The organism is Globicatella sulfidifaciens DSM 15739 (genome assembly GCF_900167405.1).
Classification (GTDB): domain Bacteria; phylum Bacillota; class Bacilli; order Lactobacillales; family Aerococcaceae; genus Globicatella; species Globicatella sulfidifaciens.
This window is the reverse complement of sequence record NZ_FUWO01000001.1, coordinates 88,150-111,730: the sequence shown is the minus strand read 5'-3', so window position 1 is coordinate 111,730 and position 23,581 is coordinate 88,150. Positions and strand designations below refer to the sequence as shown.

Sequence of the window (23,581 nt, the reverse complement as noted above, 5' to 3'; positions counted from 1 at the left end):
AAATAATTATATAAAATTAAAGCTAAAAAAAGTATTTTATCAAAGAAAAATAATGCTAACGCTTTATTTACAATGTAACAGTTTTCAAATGGTACTAATACAGATTTATATAAAACGACTTTTCAAAATAGTTATGCTATAATAAGTCTACAGATAAAAAATAGGTGGTACACAATGAAATTAATTATTGGATTAGGCAACCCAGGAAGTAAATATGATGGGACACGTCATAATATTGGTTTTGATGTCGTTGATCGATTTTTGGACAAACATTCTTTATCAATGACGGATCAAAAGTTTAGAGCTGATTATACGAGCTGGCATCATAATGGTGAGCGAATTTATTTTATGAAACCTTATACGTATATGAACTTATCAGGAGAAGCAGTGCTTCCTCTAATGAGTTATTTTGGGATTGGCATGGAAGATATTTTGGTTATTTATGATGACTTAGATTTGGAACCGGGTCGTATTCGTTTACGTCGCAATGGGAGTTCGGGCGGCCATAATGGGATGAAGAGTATTATTGAGATGCTAGGTAGTCAAGAATTTAACCGTATCAAAGTCGGAATTGGTAGACCATCAGGTGGCTGGAAAGTTGTGGATCATGTTTTAGCACCATTTTCCCCAGAAGATCGAGTTACGATTGACGCGACCATTGATCGAGTGGTTGAAGCGATAGAACATTGGATCGAACATGATGATTTTTCAGCAACCATGAATATTTACAATCAAAAATAACCAGTAAAATTTAAATAAAAATTGGCTTGGATAGATATGAATATTCTTTCCAAACCAGTAAAATTTTAGTATTTGCGCAGTGATTGAGTAGCTAATAAACATCGTCCATACAGACTTGTTTATTAACTACTCAATGGTGCGGGGGTGGGAGACGAAGCAGAGATAATCTTATTTTCTACTTGTTACTCACTCCCCTTTGTGTGTTGTTAGGAGAATTATATTAATGATAAATTATTTAAATAAAGAGCCATTTTCAAAGGTTGTTCAGGAGCTGATTAAGTTTCAAGCTTCGGGAAGCCAACAATTAGTAACGGGGGTTGATGACAGCGCTCGGGCTGTTTTGTGGGCACAATTATTCAATGAACAACCAAGACAATTATTAATCGTTGAACCCGTTGCGACTCATTTAACACAATTAGTTGATGATTTACAGCAGTTATTACCCGATTATCCGGTTCATTTATTTCCGGTAGAAGAAGCCATGCCGATTGAATTTTCAGTGGCTTCATTTGATAATCAAGCGATGCGCGTTGAAGCCTTAACGGCTTTAGCCAGTGGTGAACCTTGTGTGATTGTCGCATCTGGGTTGGCATTAAGAAAAAGATTAACGCCGGTATCTATTTGGAAAGAGGCCCAAGTAACATTAAGTTTAGGCGATGATATTGAACGATTAGCACTGGAAAAGCGTTTAAACTACTTAGGCTATACGCGTGAGTCAATGGTACAATCTCCGGGAGAATATAGTATTCGTGGTAGTATTATTGACTTCTATCCATTAAATTATGAATATCCAGTTCGCTTAGATTTCTTTGATACAGAACTAGATTCCATCCGTTTCTTTGATGCGGAAACCCAAGAATCAATTGACAATGTTGAGTCTATTCAATTATTACCTGTTAAAGATGTTTTGTTCAGTTTAGAAGAGCAACAAGCAGTCTTACCTCAAATTCAGGCTGATTTAGAAAAAAGAGTGAAAAAAATCAAAGATGATGAGACTCAAGAACAAGTTATGAAAGGGATGACTGATCATCTTGAACGTCTTCAACATGGGGAGCCGATGCAATATCATTTGGCTTACTTAGAATACCGTGATACCAAGGGAACCACCCTTGTAGATTATTTAGCCGATGATGGTACCCTTATTATTAATGAATTAGATCGGATTCAAAATCGTGAACGTCAATCGATTGAGGAAGATTTATTTTGGATTGAACAAGAAATGACTAAAGGGAATTTATTACCCGGTCTTTCTATTAAAGTGGAAGCGACAGAACAAATTAAAAATGCCAAACAGCCTAAAATTTATTGTTCGGTCATTCAACGTGGATTAGGTAAATTAACGTTTAGAGCCATTCATCATATCCATTATCGCAGTATGAATCAATTCTTTAATCAAATGCCATTGGTTAAAACAGAAATCGACCATTGGTTGAAACAAGAAAATATTGTACAAGTCGTTTTACCTACACTTGAAGAAGCAAGAAAAGCTCAGGCGCGTTTTGAAGAATATGGCATTCAACCGGTTATCATTCAAGATACAGCCACCTTTAGTCCGCAAGCGGTCAATATCGTAGTAGGCAATTTAACCAATGGATTTGAATTGCCGGTTGCTAAATGGGTAGTGCTAACTGGTAAAGAATTATTCAATCAGGTTAAGCGACGTAGCGTACGCAAGCAAACTTTATCTAATGCTGAGCGTATTAAAAGCTATTCAGAACTTGAAATTGGTGATTATGTCGTTCATATTAACCATGGGATTGGGCAGTATACCGGGGTAGAAACCATTGAAATTAATGGCGTCCATCGCGATATGGTATCGGTCGTATACCAAGACAACTCGCGCATTTTATTACCTGTTGATCAAATTCAACTTTTACAAAAATATGTTGCATCTGAGTCCAAAGTACCTAAGTTAAATAAATTAGGGGGCGCTGAATGGCAGAAGACCAAAGCCAAGATAGCGACTAAAATTGAAGACATTGCGGATGAATTGATTGAGTTATATGCCAAGCGTGAAAATCAAAAAGGTTATGCATTTGGACCCGATACTCCAGAGCAAGCAGCGTTTGAAAATGCCTTTAGTTATGTGGAAACAGAGGATCAATTACGTTCTACGGCTGAAATTAAAGCCGATATGGAAAAAGAACGACCAATGGACCGCTTATTAGTGGGAGATGTAGGCTATGGTAAGACCGAAGTCGCGATGCGAGCGGCCTTTAAGGCTGTAATGGATGGTAAACAAGTGGCCTTTCTGGTGCCGACTACTATTTTAGCGCAACAACATTATAATTCTTTAATAGAACGTTTCGTTGACTTTCCTGTTAATATAGGTCTTTTAAGTCGCTTTGTTACGCAAAAGCAACAGAAAGAAACGATAACAGGATTAGCCTTAGGTAAAATAGATATTGTCGTTGGTACGCATAGAGTTTTATCGAAAGATATTGAATTTGCTGATTTAGGCCTATTAGTCGTCGATGAAGAGCAACGTTTTGGGGTAAAACATAAAGAACGCTTGAAACAATTAAAATCTCAAGTCGATGTCTTAACTTTAACGGCAACGCCGATACCACGAACCTTGCATATGTCGATGATTGGTGTGCGTGACTTATCGGTTATTGAGACGCCACCAAATGATCGTTTTCCAGTGCAAACCTATGTGATGGAGCGAAATGAAGCAGCGATTAAATCGGCCATTGAACGTGAAATGGCCCGTGGTGGACAGTGTTTCTATTTATATAATCGGGTCGCCACCATTGATCAACGTGCCCAAGAATTACAAGAATTAGTACCGGAAGCTCGTGTCGCTGTTGCGCATGGTCAAATGACAGAAGTGCAATTAGAGACCATCTTAATTGATTTTATCAATGGTGCGTATGATATATTAGTCACAACCACGATTATTGAAACCGGTGTGGACATTCCCAATGCGAATACTTTATTTGTTGACATGGCTGATCATATGGGGCTGTCAACCTTGTATCAATTAAGAGGACGGGTAGGTCGAACGAACCGGGTGGCCTATGCCTACTTAATGTATGAGCCGTTTAAACAATTAAGTGAAGTCAGTGCTAAACGATTGCAAGCCATTCAAGAATTTACTGAATTGGGGAGTGGCTTTAAAATTGCAATGCGTGACTTATCGATTCGGGGTGCTGGTAATTTATTAGGGAAGCAACAATCCGGCTTTATCGATTCTGTTGGTTTTGATATGTATTCTCAAATGTTAAAAGAAGCCGTGGATGTTAAACGTGGCTTGAAGAAACCCGTCTCAGAAGAAACTTCAGAAAGTATTGAGTGGGACTTAATGATCGATGCTTATTTACCCTCTTCTTATATTAGTGATGAACGTCAAAAAATTGCTATTTATAAATCGATTCAACAAGTGGATTCTGAAGAATCTTATCGACAATTACAAGATCAGTTGATTGACCGTTTTGGTGAATTTCCTGATGAAGTGAGTGATTTATTAGAGATTGCCTTAATTAAGCATTATGGTTTACTAGCTGGCGTTGAACAAATTAAGCAGAAAAATGATCAAGTGGAAGTGACTTTTAATCCGCGCATGACGCGGAAATTACAAGGGGCAACCATTTTCGAATTATTGCAAGATATTCCGGTGAAAATTAAAGTAGCAGTTGAAAAAGAACAGCTGAAGGTAACCTTGCAAGTACGAGGTATACCAAGTTATCAATGGTTAGGTTATTTGAAAAACTTAACCCAAGCCATTGCTGAAAGAAAAAAGTAAAGGAGCAATAGCAGATGAGATTAGATAAGTTTTTAAAAGTATCACGATTGATTAAACGTCGTACTGTTGCGAAAGAAGTAGCTGACCAAGGACGTATTAAGATTAACGATACTGTTGCTAAATCGAGTTCAACCGTTAAGATTGGTGATACCTTAGAGATTCGTTTTGGTAATCGTATTATGACAGTCGAGATTTTAGATATTCGTGATACCACGAAGAAAAATGAAGCAGTCGAGTTATATAAGATTATCTCAGAAGAAAGAATTGAAAAAGAGATTCCAATTATTGATGAATTTTTAAGTTAAACTTAAATCATCATGCAACCAAAGTTTCAGACGAATAATTAAGAAAATTTTAAAAGAAAAAATTAGCCTTTTATGGTAATTATGTTCTTTCAATGATATACTCATGATGTATGAGTATTGGAGGTGAGACAATGGCTCAATATAATAGAAATAAATCTAAGAAAACTATCAAAGGAAAATACCAAAAGCAGTTTAATTTCTTTTTTACTGTAGTTTGTTTACTTTTGATAGGGGTAGCTTGCTTTTCCTTAATGAACAATATTGGAAAAAAGCAAGCGACACTTGAGCAATTGACTCAAGTCCAAGCAAAACATAATCAAGCGGTCGAAAAAAATCGACAAGCGCAACAAGAATACAATCAAGTACAAGATAGTGAATATTTAGAACAAGTCGCACGCCGAGATTACTATTACTCAAAAGAAGGCGAAATTATTTTCGACCTTGGAGAGACGGAAACTGTTTCAGAGGAAACAACCATCCTTCCAGAATAACTTATTTAATGTTTTACAATGTCTTATTATTAAAGACAATTTTTAAGGAGGAAAAAGCATTTTATGTCAGTTGAAGTGGGGCAGAAAGTTACAGGGAAAGTAACCGGAATTACACATTTTGGTGCTTTCGTCGAATTGCCAGAGAATCAATCTGGATTAGTTCATATTAGTGAGGTATCCGATGGATTCGTAAAAGATATCAATTCCGTTCTTTCGGTAGGACAAGAAGTGGAAGTAAAGGTATTGACTATCGCCAACGATGGAAAGATTAGTTTATCAATCCGTCAAGCTAATGAAAATAAAACAGAGGAGAGACCTCAACGTCAAGGTTTTAGAAAAGGGTCAGATAATCAGTCATCAGAACCAAGATTTAAAAAGAACTTTGATGGCGTAAGTAATGAGAATCGTAATTTCCCCAATAAATTTGGAAACCAAAATACGAATCACAATAACAATCGTCAAACAAGTGATTTTGATCAACTGATGAGTAATTTCCTTAAAGATAGTGAAGAACGATTAACTTCAATTAAACGTAATACAGAAGGCAAACGTGGTGGCCGCGGCGGACGTCGTAGCTAATAACATTTAGACAAAGCACTTGTTTTTGACCGCAGGTTATAAGCAAGTGCTTGTTTTATGTGAAAGATAGGTGTGTATAGATGGAAAAAACGATTATGAAAGTGGAAAATCAACTCGATGCTTGGAGAGAATGGCAACAAGCGAAAGTGGTCTTACTAGCCGTTTCAGGTGGCGTCGATTCAGTCGTGTTATTTGATATCATTTATAAATTAAACCAAAAACTAGAGCAACCTAAAAAAATCGTCCTAGCTCATTTTAATCATCACCTTCGACCAGAAAGTGACATTGATGCGAATCTTGCTAAAACATTAGCCGAAAAACATCAAATTATTTATTATGTAAAAAGTTGGGATAATCCAGCAACTAAAAATGTCGAAGCAGCAGCAAGAGACGCGCGATACCAATTTTTTGCAGAAGTAATTGAAAATGAAGCAGTAGATATCTTATTAACCGGACATCATTTAAATGATTTAGCTGAGACCGTACTGATGCGCTTAACACGTGGTACTTCGTTAAAAGGATTACGAGGTATCGAAGCAAATTATCGTCGCTTGTTAATGACTGTTGACAAAAGACCAGTCTATGTTCAAATGATGCGCCCGTTATTAACGATACCCAAAACAGAACTATATGATTATGCAGCAGATAATGACTTAGGGTATGTAGAAGATGTTTCTAATCAAGATACTAAATATTTCCGAAATCGAATTCGTCATCAAGTTTTGCCAGTGTTCGAACAAGAAAACCCTAGTTTTTTAGAAAATATGTTAGCCCTTCAAGAGCAACTACAAGCAAGTTATTCGGTACATTACGCGAATTATTTAAAGCATGAGCCAATGTTGTTAATGTACTCAGAAAAAATGCGTTGGGTTTTATATGTGCCAGCATTTGTCGAATTAGAAGAAAATCAACGAAAAGTATTTTTAGCGCTCTTTTTTGAAGAACGTTTAGTGGAAGATATTCCTACCTATACAAAAGAGGCGATTGATCGGGTTGAACAAGTGATTATGAATGATCGGCTACCGAATAGTAGTTTTCAATTAAATGAAAATTGGGTGGTGCGACGAGAATATGATTTTATCTATATCCAACCGAAAGAAGAGGAAAATCAAATTGATCAAAAGTTGAGTGTTCAAATAAAGCACCTCAATCACTGGCATATAATCAGTGAGAACGAACAAATTGGATTATTTGATGAACGTTATTTTTCAACCTCTCAAGTATTGGAGATGGACTATTCTTTACGCTTATATTTAAAGCCTGATCAGTTGCGGGGCTTTTATGTGCGTCATCGCAAAGATGGTGACCGCTTAGCCCTAAATGATGGGCATGGCGATATTTTTCATAAAAAAGTAAGTCGTTATATGATAGATAATAAAATTCCCTTGAATGATCGTAATCAGATGTGGTTGCTGTGTGATCGACAAGAAGAAGTGATTGCGATTATCGGTCATATATCATCAAGAAATTATCGTCATCGTCATCCTGCGGCTGAAAGTTACTTATTTTTATACCGAAAAATGCAAGACTAATAGAAAAGATTATGTTAAAATGAAGGTTATCGAATGGTTAAAGGAGACTTATATGTTAGAACAAGATATTGAACGTGTAGTAGTCAGTCGTGAAGAAATAAAAGCTGCATGTGAAAAATTAGGAAAACAATTAACAGAAGATTATCAAGGTAAAGATGTGCTGGTTGTAGGAATCTTACGAGGCGCTGCTTTATTCATGATGGATATTATTAGAGAAATGGATTGCCATCTTGAAATGGATTTTATGGATGTTTCAAGTTATCATGGTGGGACTTCTTCATCAGGTGAAGTTAAGATTATTAAAGACTTAGACTCTCGCGTTGAAGGGCGTCATATTTTAATTGTAGAAGACATTATTGATACAGGTCGTACACTACGTTACATCATAGATTTATTAAAATATCGTAAAGCAGCCTCAGTCAAAGTGTGCGCTTTAACTGACAAACCAGAAGGACGTGTCGTTAAAGATGTCAAAGCGGACTATGTGGGGATTGAAGTTCCTAATGAGTTTTTAGTAGGATATGGCTTGGATTACGAACAAAAATATCGTAACCTACCTTACATTGGAGTCCTAAAACCAGAAATCTATACTAAAGGCAAAAAATAAGACTTTTCGAATTTAATATGGTATTATAGTCAAGATATTAAATCGGATCGGAGGATAAAAGATTATATGAAAAATCCAAAACGTAATAATCCCAATAATCCCAATAATCAAAAACCGAATCGTAATATGATGAAAGGCCCATTCTTTTATTTATTGCTTTTCTTAGCGTTTATGGGGATTTTCCAATTATTTACGGGTGATTTATTTTCAGGTAATAAATCAAATGAAATAAGTGCCAGTGAATTTGTACAAAAATTAGAAGATGGACAGATCAAGTCCTTTGAAATCCAGGCAGGGGCTGGAGTTTATAATATTAATGGTCAATTTAATTCGACCACTGAAGCTCAAACCACTGACCGGGATACTTTTATTGAAGTTTTACAAAATTCGAGTACCTCGAATCGTTTTACCACCAAAGTGTTGGGTAACGATTCAACCATTAGACAAATAACCGAATTAGCACAAAACTCAGAAACAGAAATTAAGACGATTTCAGAATCGAACTTAGAAATGTGGATATCGATAATCCCATTTGTGATTTTAATGATTCCGGCTTTCTTCTTAATGTTTTCGATTTTCCAACAAAGTGGCGGTGGCGGTGGCCGTAATGTGATGAACTTTGGTAAAACCAAATCACGTGAAGTCAATAAAGAGAAAGTCAAAGTACGCTTCTCTGATGTTGCCGGTGCTGAGGAAGAAAAACAAGAATTAGTTGAGATTGTGGATTTCTTAAAAAATCCTAAAAAATATGCTGAATTAGGGGCACGTATTCCTTCAGGGGTGTTATTAGAAGGTCCTCCAGGGACAGGTAAAACCTTATTAGCAAAAGCCGTAGCGGGTGAAGCTGGCGTCCCATTCTTTAGTATTTCAGCGTCAGAATTCGTTGAGATGTTCGTTGGGGTCGGAGCGAGCCGTGTACGTGATTTATTTGAAAATGCAAAAAAAGCAGCACCTGCAATTATCTTTATTGATGAGATTGATGCTGTAGGTCGTCAACGTGGAGCTGGTATGGGTGGTGGCCACGATGAACGTGAACAAACCCTTAACCAATTATTAGTTGAGATGGATGGTTTTGAAGGAAATGAAGCCGTAATTGTGATTGCTGCAACGAACCGTTCAGATGTGTTAGACCCGGCTTTATTACGTCCAGGACGTTTTGACCGCCAAATTTTAGTTGGTAATCCAGATGTAAAAGGTCGTGAAGCGATTCTGAAAGTTCATGCCCGCAATAAGAAGTTCGCACCAGATGTGGATTTAAAAGTAATTGCCCAACAAACACCAGGTTCATCAGGGGCGGAGTTAGAAAACTTATTAAACGAAGCCGCATTAATAGCAGCCCGCTTCAATCGTAAAGAAATTACGATGGGTGACTTAGATGAAGCGCAAGACCGTGTGGTAGCTGGACCGGCTAAACAAGACCGTGTCATTTCTGCTGTACAAAGAAGAACCATTGCTTATCATGAAGCAGGTCATACGGTTGTCGGAATGGTCTTAAGTGATGCACGAGTGGTTCATAAAGTAACCATTGTACCACGTGGTCGAGCAGGTGGATATGCCATTATGTTACCTAAAGAAGATCGCTTTATCGTGACCAAGAAAGAATTATATGAACAAGTTGTTGGCTTATTAGGTGGACGTGTGGCTGAAGAAATTGTCTTTAACTCACAATCTACTGGAGCAAGTAATGACTTTGAACAAGCGACTAACATTGTCCGTGCCATGGTAACCCAATACGGAATGTCAGATAAATTAGGTACGGTTCAATTTGAAGGCAATGAATCTGTTTTCGTTGGTCGTCAATACGGACAAAGTGCCCATTATTCAGAGCAGGTTTCTTACGAAATCGACTTAGAAATTCGTCGTATTATGAATGAAGCCCATGAAGAAGCGCATCGTATTATTAACGAACATCGTGAACAATTAAATGTCATCGCTGAAAAATTATTAGAAGTTGAAACCTTAGATAAACGTCAAATTAAATCACTTTTTGAAACAGGTGAAATGCCAACACCTTATAGTAATGGTGAAGAACCAGAGGAAGAAGTGAGAACTTTTGAAGAAGCTAAAGAAAAAGCGGATCGTGATTTAGAAACTAATTTAGCTGAAGATGCAGCCAAACATCATCCACATGCTACTGATAGTTCAAAGGATTCTAACAAGCTGAATTCAGAAGTCGACGGTGAATTTGAAGAAATATCTTCAGAATCAGATTCAACCGAAACTAATTTAGACGAAGAATAATCATCATTAATTAGTATCAAAGAGGCTGGGTAAATGCTAAAATTTTCCCGGCCTCCATTTTTTTTACTCAAATTGCGCTTAAAAAATTTAATGAATTATGACGAGCGATTGACTTTATTAAAAAGCTAAACGTTCAATTGTCTATTTGAGTCAAAGAACTTTCAATTTAAAAAACTTTTTGTTAAACTATGAAAGGTTATTAACAACTGAGAGAGAAAATAACATTATAAATAAAATGATTCGATGAAAGGAAAAAGAATATGACAGATCAAATTTTAAAAGCTGTTGCCTATGATGGGCAAGTACGTGTGTTTGTATTAGACTTTACTAAAACGGTTGATGAAGCACATCGTCGTCATGATACATGGCATACATCCACTGCGGCTTTAGGACGAACTTTAATAGCAACAAGTTTATTAGGATCCAACTTAAAAGGAGAGGACCGTATCAGTGTGGAAGTGTTGGGTGAAGGTCCCGCTGGGCGAATTGTCACGGATGGTGATTCAGTTGGTAATGTACGCGGGTATATCCAAAATCCCCATGTGGCTTTAGAATTAAATGGCAAAGGAAAATTAGATGTAGCGGGTGCGGTAGGATTACCGGGAACCTTAACCGTTAGAAAGTATATTACCGGTGCAGATGAACCATTCTCGGGTCAAGTACCATTAATTAGCGGGGAATTAGCAGAAGACTTCACTTATTATATGGCGATATCAGAACAAACACCTTCTTCGATTGGACTAAGTGTGTTAGTGAACCCTGATGAATCCGTAGCAGCGGCGGGTGGTTTTATGATTCAAGTGATGCCAGGTGCGACTGAAGAAACAATCGATAATTTAGAGGCGCGTATTAATTCAATTGGTCGCTTCTCTGATTTGTTAGATCAAAAGAAACCATTAGAAGAATTATTAGATATCTTAGTAGGTGAAAATAATTCTAAAATTTTAGACAAGCATGAAGTTGCGTTCTACTGTCCATGTAGCAAAGAACGTTTTGCTAAAAGTTTAAAAATGATTGGTAATGATGAGATTAATGCAATGATCGAAGAAGATCATGGAGCAGAACTAGTGTGTCATTATTGTAATGAACATTATCAATTTACTGAAGATGAATTAAAGGCATTAGTAGTTGAGGGATAGTTATGTTTAAAATAGGTAATATACAAATTGATAATCCAATTGTGGTGGCACCGATGGCTGGAGTATCAAATTCGGCATTTAGAACGATTGTCAAACAATTCGGAGCTGGATTAGTAGTCTGTGAAATGATTAGCGACAAAGGGATTCAATTCCGTAATGAAAAGACCTTAAGTATGTTGCATATCGCTGAAAATGAATATCCTTTAAGCATTCAAATTATGGGTGGTAATCGCGAAACATTGGTTGAAGCAGCAAAATATGTGGCTGAAAATACGGAATGTGCCATTATTGATATTAATATGGGCTGTCCGGTTAATAAGGTTATTAAAGCGGAAGCGGGTGCTCGTTGGTTATTAGACCCTAACAAAGTTTATGAAATGGTATCATCTGTAGTGGATGCAGTCGATAAGCCTGTCACAGTAAAAATGCGTACCGGTTGGGATGATGAACATCTATATGCGATTGAAAATGCCTTAGCGGCTGAACGTGCGGGTGCTTCAATGGTCGCGATGCATGGCCGTACACGTGTACAAATGTATGAAGGAAAAGCGAATTGGGATATTTTAAAAGCCGTTAAAAAGGAGCTGAAAACCATTCCTTTTATCGGTAATGGTGATGTTAGAACTCCTGAACAAGCCAAACATCTATTAGAAACAACGGGTGTTGATGGGATAATGGTAGGTCGAGCTGCCCTAGGAAATCCATGGGTAATTAAACAAATGGTACACTATCTAGAAACCGGTGAAATTTTACCGCCAATGAATGCTCGTGAGAAAATCGATACAGCGATTGACCATTTAGATCGTTTAGTAGCATTAAAAGGGGATAGAACCGCCACTAAAGAATTCCGTTCACAAGCACATTATTATTTAAAAGGAATTCCTCGGTCATCAAAAGTTAAAGTAGCGATTAATGAGACCGAAGAATCGGATACGGTGAAAAAATTATTATTAGATTTTGTAGAAGTAGCTGAGATGCATGAAGCAAAACAAGCAGAACGTCGCTTAGAACGTTTAGCTAATCGTGAAGAAGCAGCGAATGAGTAGTGTTGAATTGAGATAGTGAAGCTGCGCGTTTTAGAAGAGGAACGAAGTGGCTCGGTAGTGTTGCGCTTCTAACTGTTTGGTAGTGATACGCCATTAAATGGCTTGGTATAGTTTCAAACAGTGGCTTTAAAGGCAATGGCTTTGGCTATAATTCTTAATGAGTTGTTGGGATTAAGACCTGAGGAACAACATAATCAATCATATTAGAGAGAAGTAAACATTTTCGCAAGAAAATATGTTTTCATCTCTCTTTTTTTAGTGAAATGAAATAATTTTTGTAGTATGATAATGCTACTTGAAAATGAAAAGAGGAAAATAATGGATAAAATAGCTGTATTAATCCCTTGCTATAATGAAGCAGTAACAATTGGAAAGGTCATGGCTGATTTTATAACGGTTTTACCCGAAACGACCATTTACGTTTATGATAATAATTCAACTGATGATACCGTCCAAATTGCCAGTCAAGCTGGAGCAGTTGTTCGTAGAGTAACGAAACAAGGAAAAGGTAATGTGATTCGTGCCATGTTTCGTGATATTGAAGCAGAGGCTTATGTCATGATTGATGGCGATGATACTTATCCTGCAGAGTATGCACCAGAGATGGTAGCGGCTATTTTAAGTGGAGAAGCAGAAATGGTGATTGGCGATCGTCTAAGTTCTACTTATTTTGAAGAAAATAAACGTTCTTTCCATAATTTTGGCAATGTCTTAGTCCGTCAAATCATTAACCAAATGTTTAATAGTGATATTCGTGATATTATGACTGGGTACCGTGCTTTTAGTTATGCTTTTGTTAAGACTTTTTCGATTCAATCGACTGGTTTTGAAATTGAAACAGAAATGACGATTCATTCTTTAGATAAGCATTTACCAATAAAAAATGTGATTGTGACTTATCGTGATCGTCCTGAAGGAAGTGTTTCAAAATTAAATACCTACAAAGATGGTTTTAGAGTGATTAAAACGATTGGGCGCTTAATAAAGAATTATCGTCCATTTCGCTATTTTACTGCTATTGCGTTTGTGCTAAGTTTAATTTCGGCTTTGTTATTTTTGCCAGTCTGGATTGAATTTCGTCAAACGGGGACGGTCGAACGATTTCCAACATTGTTTGTATCGGGATTTTTTTTCTTAGCTGCTATGATTGTCTTTATAGCGGGGATTATTTTAGATGTTCAATGTTATCATTTCCAACAACGCTTTGAAATGGAGTTTAAAAATAAAAAGAGCCAAAGAGGGCTAAAAGATGAAGCATAAACATACTAATTTAGGTCAAATACTCTGGCAATTAACATTACTTTTTGTTTTATTAGTGGCATTTTATTTTAGTTTAATGGTATTAAGTTATACGATTCCAATTGAAAAAATTGCAGTGAATTTACACTATTCATTAGAAACAATTGCGAGTGAAACTAAGCGTTGGAGTGTGATGGGGGAGTTCAAAGGTACCAAACTGGATACTTTTACCGATAATTTAATTTTTAACAAGTTAACTAATCAAGAAGAACTGTCGGCCATCCAAGCTGCGATGTGGAATAATGGTTATGAACGTTATTGGCTCGGTGATATTGCGGTTTTAAGACCTTTGCTGATTTTTATAAGCTATAAGCATATTCGTTATTTAAATATTTTCTTAGTTTTTATTGTTTTCTATTTTTCAATGACTAAAGTTGAAAAAGCAATTAGTCGTACCTATGCGTATCTCTTGATGACGATGTTATTATTAATTCATTTTTGGATTTTTCCACTTTCGCTTCAATATACACCGGTTTTTATTATCAGTTTATTGGGAATTGTGGCAGTGATAGCAATTCATCAACGCTATGGTTATCGACTCTCCAAAATGGTGCTGTTATTTTTCACTATCGGTTCTGTGACGAACTTTTTCGATTTATTGACTGTGCCATTGTTGACCTTTGCGTTTCCGTGGATGATTTATTTTGTATTAGTGAATCAACATCATCGGCGTCACTTTAAGCATAATTTAAGTGAAACGGTGATATTAGGCTGGACTTGGTTCATGGGCTATGGTTTAACTTGGGCTAGTAAATGGTCTATCGGATCAGTGATATTAAAAGAGAATTCATTTGCTAATGTTGCGAATCAAATCGCTTTAAGAACAAGCGGTAAAACGGATGAAGTATTAGATGCGATCGAGATTATTAAAAATATGTGGAAAATTTTATTACCTAAAACCGCTATGATTATTTTAGTCATATGGCTTATCATTTTATTAGTACAGTCTTTTAAAGGGGTCAAGAGTTATCAACATTGGTTAAGCACAACCCCATTATTGATGGTCGCTTTAGTGCCATTTGTATGGGTGTTTATTTTGAAAAATCACAATTTTCATCATGCTTATTTTACCTATCGTTTATTTATCATAACATTGTTTTCAGTGTATACTTATCTCTATCTAAATTTAAAGCAACGAAATGAATAGCGTGAAGACCAACAGTGGGAGCGGACCAGAAGTAGAAAATCAAATGATTTTCGCTTCGTCGGTTCACCCCCGCACAGTTGGGAGTAGACCAGAAGTAGAAAATTGAATAATTTTCGCTTCGTTGGCCTACCCCCGCACAATTGGGAGTAGACCAGAAGTAGAAAATCGAATAATTTTCGCTTCGTCGGCCTACCCCCGCACAGTTGAGTAGGCCTCAAACAAGTCGAAAGACGCAGTTTGAGGCCACTCAACCACTGCGCTATTAATTAAAGAATAATAAACTTGACTAAATTTATCAAGTTTATGCCTAGCAACTGTTTTTTTGATGTGGTACCGATAACCTTGCGTAATAGTATATAAATATTAAAGAGTTTGTTATAATATTCAAGAATATAATGCTAGAGGAGGAAAAGATGATGGAAATGGAAAAGATTCCTAGCTTTACTGTCGATCATTTAAATTTAAAACCGGGTATTTATTTATCAAGAGAGGACCAAGTAGGTGGGACTACTTTAAAATCTTATGATTTACGATTTACAGCACCAAATTTTGAACCGGTGATGAATACCGCTGAAATTCACACCATTGAACATTTAGCCGCAACGTTTTTACGTAATGATGCCCAATATAAACAAGAAGTGATTTATTTTGGCCCAATGGGATGCCGTACTGGCTTTTATTTAATCTTAACAGAACAGGTGGCACCTGAAGCGGTGAAAGATTTATTATTACGTTGTTTTGAATTTATTGCCAATTATGAAGGTGAAATTCCAGGAGCAAGTGCTCGTGATTGCGGTAATTACTTAGACCAAAATTTACCAATGGCCCGCTATTATGCAAAAAAATATGTTGGCGTCATCCGTCAACATGAGGATTTTACCTATAGTTATTAATTAATAATGCGTAAAACTTATGAAAAGGGTTTATTATTTGCTATAAAAAGTGTAACATGGTAGTTAGAGAATTATTTGGTTATGAAACAATCAAATGTTCAGCAAAAATTTTGGAGGCGAGTAAAAACATGGATATGTTTGCAGAATTAAGTCATAAAATCGAAGGTAAAGGCATTCGAATTGTATTCCCAGAAGCTGATGATGTACGTGTATTAGGTGCAGCGGTCCGCCTAAAGTCAGATAATTTAGTTGAACCGATATTATTAGGTGAACCAACAGCAGTTCAAGCATTAGCTAAAAAGAATTTGTGGAATATTGAGGGCTTAACCATTATAGACCCTAATCACTATGATGAATTTGATGCAATGGTTGATGAATTTGTCAAAGTTCGTAAAGGTAAAGCAACTGAAGAACAAGCGCGCACTATCTTATTAGATAGAGCATATTTTGGTACAATGTTAGTGCAAATGGACCAGGCGGATGCGATGGTTTGTGGTGCTGTTTACTCAACAGGTGATACCGTTCGACCAGCTTTACAGATTATTAAAACAAAACCAGGCGTGACCCGTACCAGTGGTGCGTTTGTTATGATTCCACCGCAAATGGATGGTCAAAAATTAGTTTTTGCTGACTGTGCCATCAACATTAATCCAGACGCACAAGCATTAGCTGAAATTGCTGTTGAGTCTGCTAACACAGCTAAAATCTTCGGCATTGATCCACGTGTGGCGATGTTAAGTTTCTCAACTAAAGGTTCAGCTAAATCAGAAGATGTCGATAAAGTTATCGAAGCAACACGCATTGCTCATGAGTTAGCACCAGAATTAGAATTAGATGGTGAATTACAATTTGATACTGCTTATTCAACTGTTGTAGCCAATCAAAAAGCACCTGAATCAAAAGTAGCAGGTCAAGCAACGGTTTATATCTTCCCAGAAATCCAATCAGGTAATATCGGTTATAAGATTGCGCAACGTTTAGGAAATTACCAAGCAGTTGGGCCAATCTTACAAGGTTTAAACAAACCTGTATCTGACTTATCACGTGGATGTGTAGAAGAAGATGTTTATAAAGTATCCATCATTACCGCTAATCAAACATTGGTTTAATGAATCGATTTTTTGTAAAAAGTATTACAAGTGGGTAAAGTAGAAGTAGATAACCCTTTCGCTTCGTCTCTATCTCCTTGTAGCCGACTCCCGTCTTTAACAATACATCAGTATTTGGAACACGAGCCGCAATCACAATGAATGACCTGTCAAGAGTCAAGGTGATTGATAAAGTTTAATATTAGATACCATGTGTAATGATGATTATGCATGGTATTTTTATTGGTTTTAATAGTTGTTAAATAGAAGTGGACAATAAAGTTTAAAAGTTAGAAGAATTTTGTTTTGGCTGCTCGCTCTCGCACAGTAGGGTATGGTTAAGAAGTTGAAAGTTAGATAATTGTCGTTTAGCCTGCCCCCCCTCACAGTAGGGAGTAGATCAGAAATAGAAAGTGAATAATTTTTCATTTCGCCTTTGTTTCACCTCGCAATCGCACCGTTGATAATAATGAACCATAACTCGACTGAATTTACCAAGTTTAGGCCCACCTTCAAAATGCTGGAACAATATCTATTAGAGGGTGCTTAAGGATATAATATAAAGCATCCTTGTTACCAGTTCAGTTTATAGCTAAAAGCTCAATTTACATACATGATTTATTTTTAAACGTTATCATAGGACAGACCGTATTCAGCTAAATTAACTTTATGTAAAGATTGAATGAAAAGATAAAAACCACTTTAAAAAATAAGATAAATTCGGTACAATGGAGAAAGTGAAATAAAGAAAGAGGTTCTAGAATGATTGAATTCAAAAACGTTTATAAACGTTATGATAATGGTGTTACGGCACTAAAAGATATTAACTTGAAAATCGAACAAGGTGAGTTTGTTGGGATAATCGGATTATCTGGTGCCGGCAAGTCAACTTTAATTCGGACAATCAATAAAATGCATCCTATTAGCGAAGGAAATTTAACTGTAAATGGTGTTGAAGTAGCGACTTTAAAAGGTGATAGCCTACGCAAATTTAGACGTCAAATTGGGATGATTTTCCAATCATTTAACTTAGTAACACGTGCCAAAGTTATTACGAATGTACTAAATGCTTTAGTGCCGGATATTCCCTTTTGGCGTGTTTTAGTGGGCCATTATAAAAAAGAAGAAGAGTTAAAAGCTTTGGAAGCATTGGACCGTGTGGGGATTTTAGATAAAGCATATACACGTGTGGACCAATTATCTGGGGGTCAACAACAGCGTGTAGCTTTAGCTCGTACTTTAGCACAAGATCCAAGTATTATTTTAGCGGACGAACCTGTTGCAGCATTGGATCCAGTGACCGCTAATGTAGTGATGAAAGACTTTCAACGTATTAATCAAGAGTTTGATATTACTGTTTTGATTAATATTCACCATGTCGAGCTTGCATTAGAATTTTGTGATCGTATCATTGGGATTCGTGATGGAGAAGTGGTTTATGACGGACCATCAAGCAATGTAGATGCGGAAATATTGAATTTAATCTATAAAGGCCAAACAGAAGAAATGGGTGGTAACTAATGGTTAAATCTTTAAGAGATAATATTTTACCTCCTAAAGAAATCACCTTAACGAATGGGAAAGTAGTTAAAAAGCCTCGCTCAATAGCGCCTTTCGTGGTGATTTTGGTGTTAATCGCAATGTATTATTCAGTGCAATTAACAGGTTTTAATTTGTCGACTTTAATGAAACGAGGACAACAATTCTTTGTTATTTTAGGACGGATGGTGCCGCCAAATTGGAGTTTTTTTAATGGCGTTCTCGGACCCTTAGTCGATACAATTAAGATGTCAGTATTAGGGACTGTTATCGGAGCCTTTTTAGCGATTCCTTTTGCGATGGTAGCTTCCATTAACCTAACCAATAATAAAGTATTATCGGGTATTATGAAATTCATTCTCAGTATGATTCGTACTATGCCGACTTTAGTATCTGCATTAATCTTAACTTACATTTTCGGTCTAGGAACCTTCTCAGGGACATTAGCGATTGCACTCTTTACCTTCTCATTCGTAGGAAAACAATTATATGAAACAATCGAAACAGTTGATATGTTACCTTATGAAGCGATGGAAGCGGCTGGAGCCAATAAAATCAAGAGCTTTGTGGCAGCCATTCAACCGCAGGTTTTACCATCCTATTTATCGACCAGTTTGTATACCTTCGAAGGGAATGTGCGTCATGCAGCTATTTTAGGATATGTTGGTGCCGGTGGGATTGGAATTATTTTAAATGAAAACCTTTCTTGGCGTGAATACCAAAATGTCGGGATGATATTATTTTGTTTATTTATTACAGTAGCAATTATTGAATTTATTAGTGGCTACTTACGTAAGAAATTATCATAGGAGGACCAAGATGATCGATCGTATAAATGAAATGTATGAGAGTAGAGATCGTAGTCGTGCAGCACAATATTTTTGGACGATATTAGTGGTTGCTTTATTAATTTGGTCTTCTACCACCGTAGGTGAAGTTTCTGTAACTAAAAATGGGAGCTCTATCGCTGCTAATATTATTAAAGGGATTTTTTCACCCAATACCGAAATTCTGTTTAATTTAACTAAACAATCAGTACCTTATTTATTATTAGAAACCATGGCAATTGCTTTTCTAGGAACTTTAGTCGGAGCAGTCTTCTCACTGCCTATTGCGTTTCTCGCTTCACAAAAGATTATGCCAATGCCGATCGTGGTGATTGTACGTTTATTCGTCGTGGCGATTCGTACGATACCAAGTTTTGTTTATGGTTTAATGTTTATTCGTGTGACCGGACCAGGGGCGTTTGCTGGTTTAATGACTTTATCAGTGACATCCATTGGGATGTTAACAAAATTATTCAACGAAACAATTGATGATATCGATACCAATATTTTAGAAGCAATGGAAGCTTCAGGATGTAACACGTTTGAAAAAATCCGTTGTGGCATTTTACCTCAATTGGGATCAAGCTTATTATCAACGCTAATCTTCCGTTTTGATATGAACCTACGTGACGCTACAATCTTGGGGTTAGTTGGCGCGGGCGGTATCGGAGCACCATTGGTTTTTGCGATGTCCGCTTATCGTTGGAATGAAGTCGGTTCTATCTTAATTGGGTTAGTTGTTTTAATTTTAATTGTTGAATACTTATCTAACCGTATCCGTGAACGTTTAGCAAGAGGTTAAGTTCGCGTTTCAGCATGATGGTAATAATAGACTTAGTGATGTTGTCATTATCATTTAGCACTAAAAAATGTGTTTTATATGGTACTAATAAGCTAGGTTTTAATAGTCGCCATGACTTTCAGCTTTATGTAGACAAATATTCTAGTCTTTGGTAAAATACTTTTAGGTTTAGAGCAAACTCTAGAAGAGAGTAGTTTTAAAATGAAAGATACAGCAAGTTGGGTTGTTGAGAGCCAATGATTTCACAAAAACGAACCGCACTTCTAGTTTAATTAGATTAACTGTCTAATTCGGAGCCAGACTTCGTTAACAACTAGAAGAGCACTATTTGATAGTGGAATTAGAGTGGTACCGCGATATTTTAATAAATACTCGCCTCTAACGATGTTAAATTTGGCATTGTTAGAGGTTTTTTTAATCTATTTAGGAGGAAGAAATGGATAATAAATTATTATTTGCCGAAAAATTACAACAAGTTTTAGCAGAACATTTAGCAGTCGATGAAGTAAAAGCATTAATTGAAATCCCAAAAGATTCATCAATGGGAGATTTGGCTTTTCCTGTTTTCACATTAGCAAGAGTTTTAAGAAAAGCACCCCCACAAATTGCCCAAGATATCGTGGCACAAATGGACACTTCAGCTTTTCAAACCGTTGAGGCAGTAGGACCTTATATTAATATTCGTTTAAAACGTTCAGCTACTGCTTTTGAGATTGTTAAAGACGTTATCGAAAAAGGGGAACAATATGGTGCAGTTGATTTAGGAAAAGGCGCAACAATGACAGTTGACATGTCTTCACCTAATATCGCGAAACCAATGTCAATGGGGCATTTACGTTCAACCGTTATCGGTAATGCGATTGCTAACATTGCGAAAAAAACCAACTATCAACCTATTCGTATTAATCACTTAGGGGATTGGGGAACGCAATTTGGTAAATTAATCGTTGCCTATAAAATGTGGGGCGACGATAAGGTAATTGAAGCGGATCCTGTTAAAGAATTGGTAAAATTATATGTAGATTTCCATGAAGCAGCAGAAACAAGACCAGAACTTGAAGAACAAGCACGTGCCGCTTTTAAAGCTTTAGAAGATGGTGACGAAGAAATGATTCGTTTATGGACTTGGTTCAAAGATGAATCATTGAAAGAATTCAATAAAGTTTATGATTTATTGGGAATTACCTTTGACTCTTATAATGGTGAAGCTTTTTACAACGATAAAATGCAACCGATTATTGATGAATTAGAAGAAAAAGGGATTACGACCGTTGATAATGGTGCCACAATTGTAAAATTGGACGAGGAAGATTTACCACCAGCCTTAATTAAAAAGTCTGATGGAGCCACATTATATGCGACCCGTGACTTAGCTGCGGCACAGTATCGTAAAGACACTTATGATTTTGCTAAGAACGTTTATGTCGTTGGTAATGAACAGTCAGGTCACTTTAAACAATTACGTGCTGTCTTAAAACGCATGGGACGTGACTGGGCAGAAGATATGATTCATGTGCCATTTGGTTTAATCACTTTAAACGGTAAAAAATTATCGACACGTAAAGGCAAAATCATCTTATTAGAAGTGGTGCTAAATGATGCAATCAATTTAGCCTTCCAACAAATTAATGAGAAAAATCCGACATTAGCGAATAAAGAAGCAGTCGCTAAAGAGGTCGGGGTTGGAGCGGTTATATTCCATGACTTGAAGACAGACCGCATGAATAGCTTTGACTTTAAATTAGAAGAAATCGTTCAATTTGAAGGAGAAACAGGTCCATATGTGCAATATACTTATGCCAGAGCGATGAGCTTAATGCGTAAATATGGCCAAATAATCGATGCGGATGTTGATTATCAATTAGAAGATGACTACAGTTGGGAAGTGGCTAAAAAGTTATTAGCATACCCTCAAGTAGTAACACAAGCGATGGAAAAATACGAACCTTCTGTTATTGCTAAATACGCTGTTCAATTAGCACAATTATTTAATAAATATTACGGCAATACCCGTTTATTAGATGACGATGCACAAAGACCAGCTCGTATGGCCTTAGTTAAAGCTACAACAATTGTTATTAAAGATGCTTTGAATTTATTGGGCATTGCAGCTCCTGAGGAAATGTAATCGAGGGGCTAACGAACCTATTACGATAGTTTCATAAAAAGAATCACTCACAAAATTAGTGGTGTAAGAAGCGAGAGCATGATACTTTCGTTTTTCTTACACCATTATTTTTTATTAAATTCGGAAAGTCTTTCAAATTAATCAAAAAAACTATTGACAAAACAAAAAGAAACCGTTAACATGTAATTGAAAGTTAACGTTTAACGTTAAACTAAAAACGTAAAAGTGCTTAATATTTATTAAGTGCTATATTTTATAGCAAAAGGTTTAACGTTCAACTTGAAAACTTGGAAGGGATGTACGAAGCAAAATGCATTCATTTTCTGCTTTTGGTCAACTCCCATCTTTTATCAGCGAAGGTTTTACGTTCAACCTGAGAAATTTAGAAAGGGTGTGACAAAGTGAAGATCACCATCAAAGAAATAGCGAAATTAGCGAATGTGAGTATGACGACCGTTTCAAATGTCATGAATAACCGCACGAATAAAGTGTCTCAAGAGACAATTGATAAGATTAATAACATTATTAAAGAATATAACTATACTCCGAATATGAATGCAAAAGCATTAGTCAATTCATCTTCTAAATTAATCGGCTTGTTATTTTATACTGAGCAAGAAATTTACAATTTTAACGATCCTTTTGCCGGACAGTTGTTAGAAGGAATCGAAACAATTAGTCGTAAAGAAAATTATTTTGTTTTAATTCAAACTATTAACTCAGTGGACGATATTGGGGTCATCAGAAATAATTGGCAATTTAGTGGGTTTATAGGAGTGGGGTTTAAACAGCAGACCATGCTCGAGGCTATGGAAATTATTCAAGAACCCATTACCTTTATCGATACCTATTATGATGAAATTAAACTAAAAGAATTTAAGGATAAAGAAAATCTCTATTTTGTACGTTCTGATGATAAAAAAATAGCACATGATTTAGTCAGTCATTTAGTAGACAGAGGACATCGTGACATTGCATTCCTAACTTATCGTGTCAATTTAAAGGAACATGGTGTTATTCAGGAACGTTTAGCAGGTTATCGAGATGGCCTAGTCGCACATGATTTAGGGTTTGATTCTAAGCTTGTCTTTTATAATGATCAATTGGACCAAGTAATTGAGAATATCAATCACTATTCTGCGATTATTGTGACAGCTGATTTACTAGCAATTCAGCTAATTTCTCAATTAAAAGAACAAGGCTTTTCTGTACCGGATGATTGTTCGGTCATTAGTTTTGATAATATTCAATTTTCAGAACTGATCTCACCTAAGTTAACAACGATGAATCTTTTTCAAAATGTAAAAGGCGAGGTCGCCCTTGGGCAAATTATGGTGCCTATCAAAGGCACACCGAAAGAAAATATTCAACAGACCATTATTATGGATGGCGAATTAGAAGTAAGAGAAAGTGTTAAACAAATGTAGGAGGT

General features: G+C 36.4%; 19 protein-coding genes. All 19 read left to right on the top strand.

Annotated elements, in window-relative coordinates:
- Positions 1 to 174 precede the first annotated feature (174 nt).
- Positions 175 to 741 (top strand): aminoacyl-tRNA hydrolase, encoded by a 567-nt coding sequence (gene pth / locus B5D12_RS00490; protein ID WP_078754983.1) that lies wholly within the window; start codon positions 175 to 177, stop codon positions 739 to 741.
- A 223-nt stretch (positions 742 to 964) separates the two neighbouring features.
- On the top strand, positions 965 to 4,486 hold the full coding sequence (gene mfd / locus B5D12_RS00485; RefSeq protein ID WP_078754982.1) for a transcription-repair coupling factor: 3,522 nt from the start codon (positions 965 to 967) through the stop codon (positions 4,484 to 4,486).
- 14 nt (positions 4,487 to 4,500) lie between these two features.
- Positions 4,501 to 4,791 (top strand): RNA-binding S4 domain-containing protein, encoded by a 291-nt coding sequence (locus B5D12_RS00480; protein ID WP_078754981.1) that lies wholly within the window; start codon positions 4,501 to 4,503, stop codon positions 4,789 to 4,791.
- A gap of 131 nt (positions 4,792 to 4,922) precedes the next feature.
- Positions 4,923 to 5,282, top strand: a complete 360-nt coding sequence (locus B5D12_RS00475) for an FtsB family cell division protein (RefSeq protein ID WP_159443811.1) — start codon at positions 4,923 to 4,925, stop codon at positions 5,280 to 5,282.
- A gap of 63 nt (positions 5,283 to 5,345) precedes the next feature.
- Positions 5,346 to 5,861 (top strand): S1 domain-containing RNA-binding protein, encoded by a 516-nt coding sequence (locus B5D12_RS00470; protein WP_078754979.1) that lies wholly within the window; start codon positions 5,346 to 5,348, stop codon positions 5,859 to 5,861.
- An 80-nt stretch (positions 5,862 to 5,941) separates the two neighbouring features.
- Positions 5,942 to 7,393 carry a tRNA lysidine(34) synthetase TilS gene (tilS, locus tag B5D12_RS00465; RefSeq protein ID WP_078754978.1) on the top strand — a complete coding sequence of 484 codons (1,452 nt, stop codon included), beginning with the start codon at positions 5,942 to 5,944 and terminating at the stop codon, positions 7,391 to 7,393.
- A 52-nt stretch (positions 7,394 to 7,445) separates the two neighbouring features.
- Entirely contained in the window at positions 7,446 to 8,000 is a 555-nt protein-coding gene (gene hpt, locus B5D12_RS00460; protein ID WP_078754977.1) for a hypoxanthine phosphoribosyltransferase, read from the top strand.
- Between the two features lie 66 nt (positions 8,001 to 8,066).
- On the top strand, positions 8,067 to 10,241 hold the full coding sequence (gene ftsH / locus B5D12_RS00455) for an ATP-dependent zinc metalloprotease FtsH (RefSeq protein WP_078754976.1): 2,175 nt from the start codon (positions 8,067 to 8,069) through the stop codon (positions 10,239 to 10,241).
- Between the two features lie 260 nt (positions 10,242 to 10,501).
- The gene (hslO, locus tag B5D12_RS00450; RefSeq protein ID WP_078754975.1) at positions 10,502 to 11,380 is read left to right on the top strand and encodes an Hsp33 family molecular chaperone HslO; all 879 of its coding nucleotides are present in this window, start codon (positions 10,502 to 10,504) and stop codon (positions 11,378 to 11,380) included.
- A gap of 2 nt (positions 11,381 to 11,382) precedes the next feature.
- Positions 11,383 to 12,426: a tRNA dihydrouridine synthase DusB gene (gene dusB / locus B5D12_RS00445; protein WP_078754974.1), complete on the top strand. Its 1,044-nt coding sequence runs from the start codon at positions 11,383 to 11,385 to the stop codon at positions 12,424 to 12,426.
- 318 nt (positions 12,427 to 12,744) lie between these two features.
- Positions 12,745 to 13,686, top strand: a complete 942-nt coding sequence (locus B5D12_RS00440; protein ID WP_078754973.1) for a glycosyltransferase family 2 protein — start codon at positions 12,745 to 12,747, stop codon at positions 13,684 to 13,686.
- Positions 13,676 to 14,872 carry a hypothetical protein gene (locus B5D12_RS00435; RefSeq protein WP_078754972.1) on the top strand — a complete coding sequence of 399 codons (1,197 nt, stop codon included), beginning with the start codon at positions 13,676 to 13,678 and terminating at the stop codon, positions 14,870 to 14,872. Before B5D12_RS00440 ends, B5D12_RS00435 begins: the two co-directional genes overlap by 11 nt.
- Positions 14,873 to 15,288: 416 nt before the next feature.
- Positions 15,289 to 15,765, top strand: a complete 477-nt coding sequence (locus B5D12_RS00430; protein ID WP_234982874.1) for an S-ribosylhomocysteine lyase — start codon at positions 15,289 to 15,291, stop codon at positions 15,763 to 15,765.
- Between the two features lie 128 nt (positions 15,766 to 15,893).
- A complete protein-coding gene (gene pta, locus B5D12_RS00425) occupies positions 15,894 to 16,874 on the top strand; it encodes a phosphate acetyltransferase (protein ID WP_200802966.1) in 981 nt (326 codons plus the stop codon).
- A 741-nt stretch (positions 16,875 to 17,615) separates the two neighbouring features.
- Entirely contained in the window at positions 17,616 to 18,374 is a 759-nt protein-coding gene (gene phnC / locus B5D12_RS00420) for a phosphonate ABC transporter ATP-binding protein (protein WP_066123730.1), read from the top strand.
- A complete protein-coding gene (phnE, locus tag B5D12_RS00415; protein ID WP_078754971.1) occupies positions 18,374 to 19,201 on the top strand; it encodes a phosphonate ABC transporter, permease protein PhnE in 828 nt (275 codons plus the stop codon). The genes phnC and phnE (B5D12_RS00415) overlap by 1 nt, the downstream gene beginning before the upstream one ends.
- Positions 19,202 to 19,211: 10 nt before the next feature.
- Positions 19,212 to 20,021 carry a phosphonate ABC transporter, permease protein PhnE gene (gene phnE, locus B5D12_RS00410; RefSeq protein WP_078754970.1) on the top strand — a complete coding sequence of 270 codons (810 nt, stop codon included), beginning with the start codon at positions 19,212 to 19,214 and terminating at the stop codon, positions 20,019 to 20,021.
- Between the two features lie 436 nt (positions 20,022 to 20,457).
- A complete protein-coding gene (gene argS, locus B5D12_RS00405) occupies positions 20,458 to 22,149 on the top strand; it encodes an arginine--tRNA ligase (protein ID WP_078754969.1) in 1,692 nt (563 codons plus the stop codon).
- Positions 22,150 to 22,550: 401 nt separating this feature from the next.
- The gene (locus B5D12_RS00400) at positions 22,551 to 23,576 is read left to right on the top strand and encodes a LacI family DNA-binding transcriptional regulator (RefSeq protein WP_078754968.1); all 1,026 of its coding nucleotides are present in this window, start codon (positions 22,551 to 22,553) and stop codon (positions 23,574 to 23,576) included.
- Positions 23,577 to 23,581: the final 5 nt, after the last annotated feature.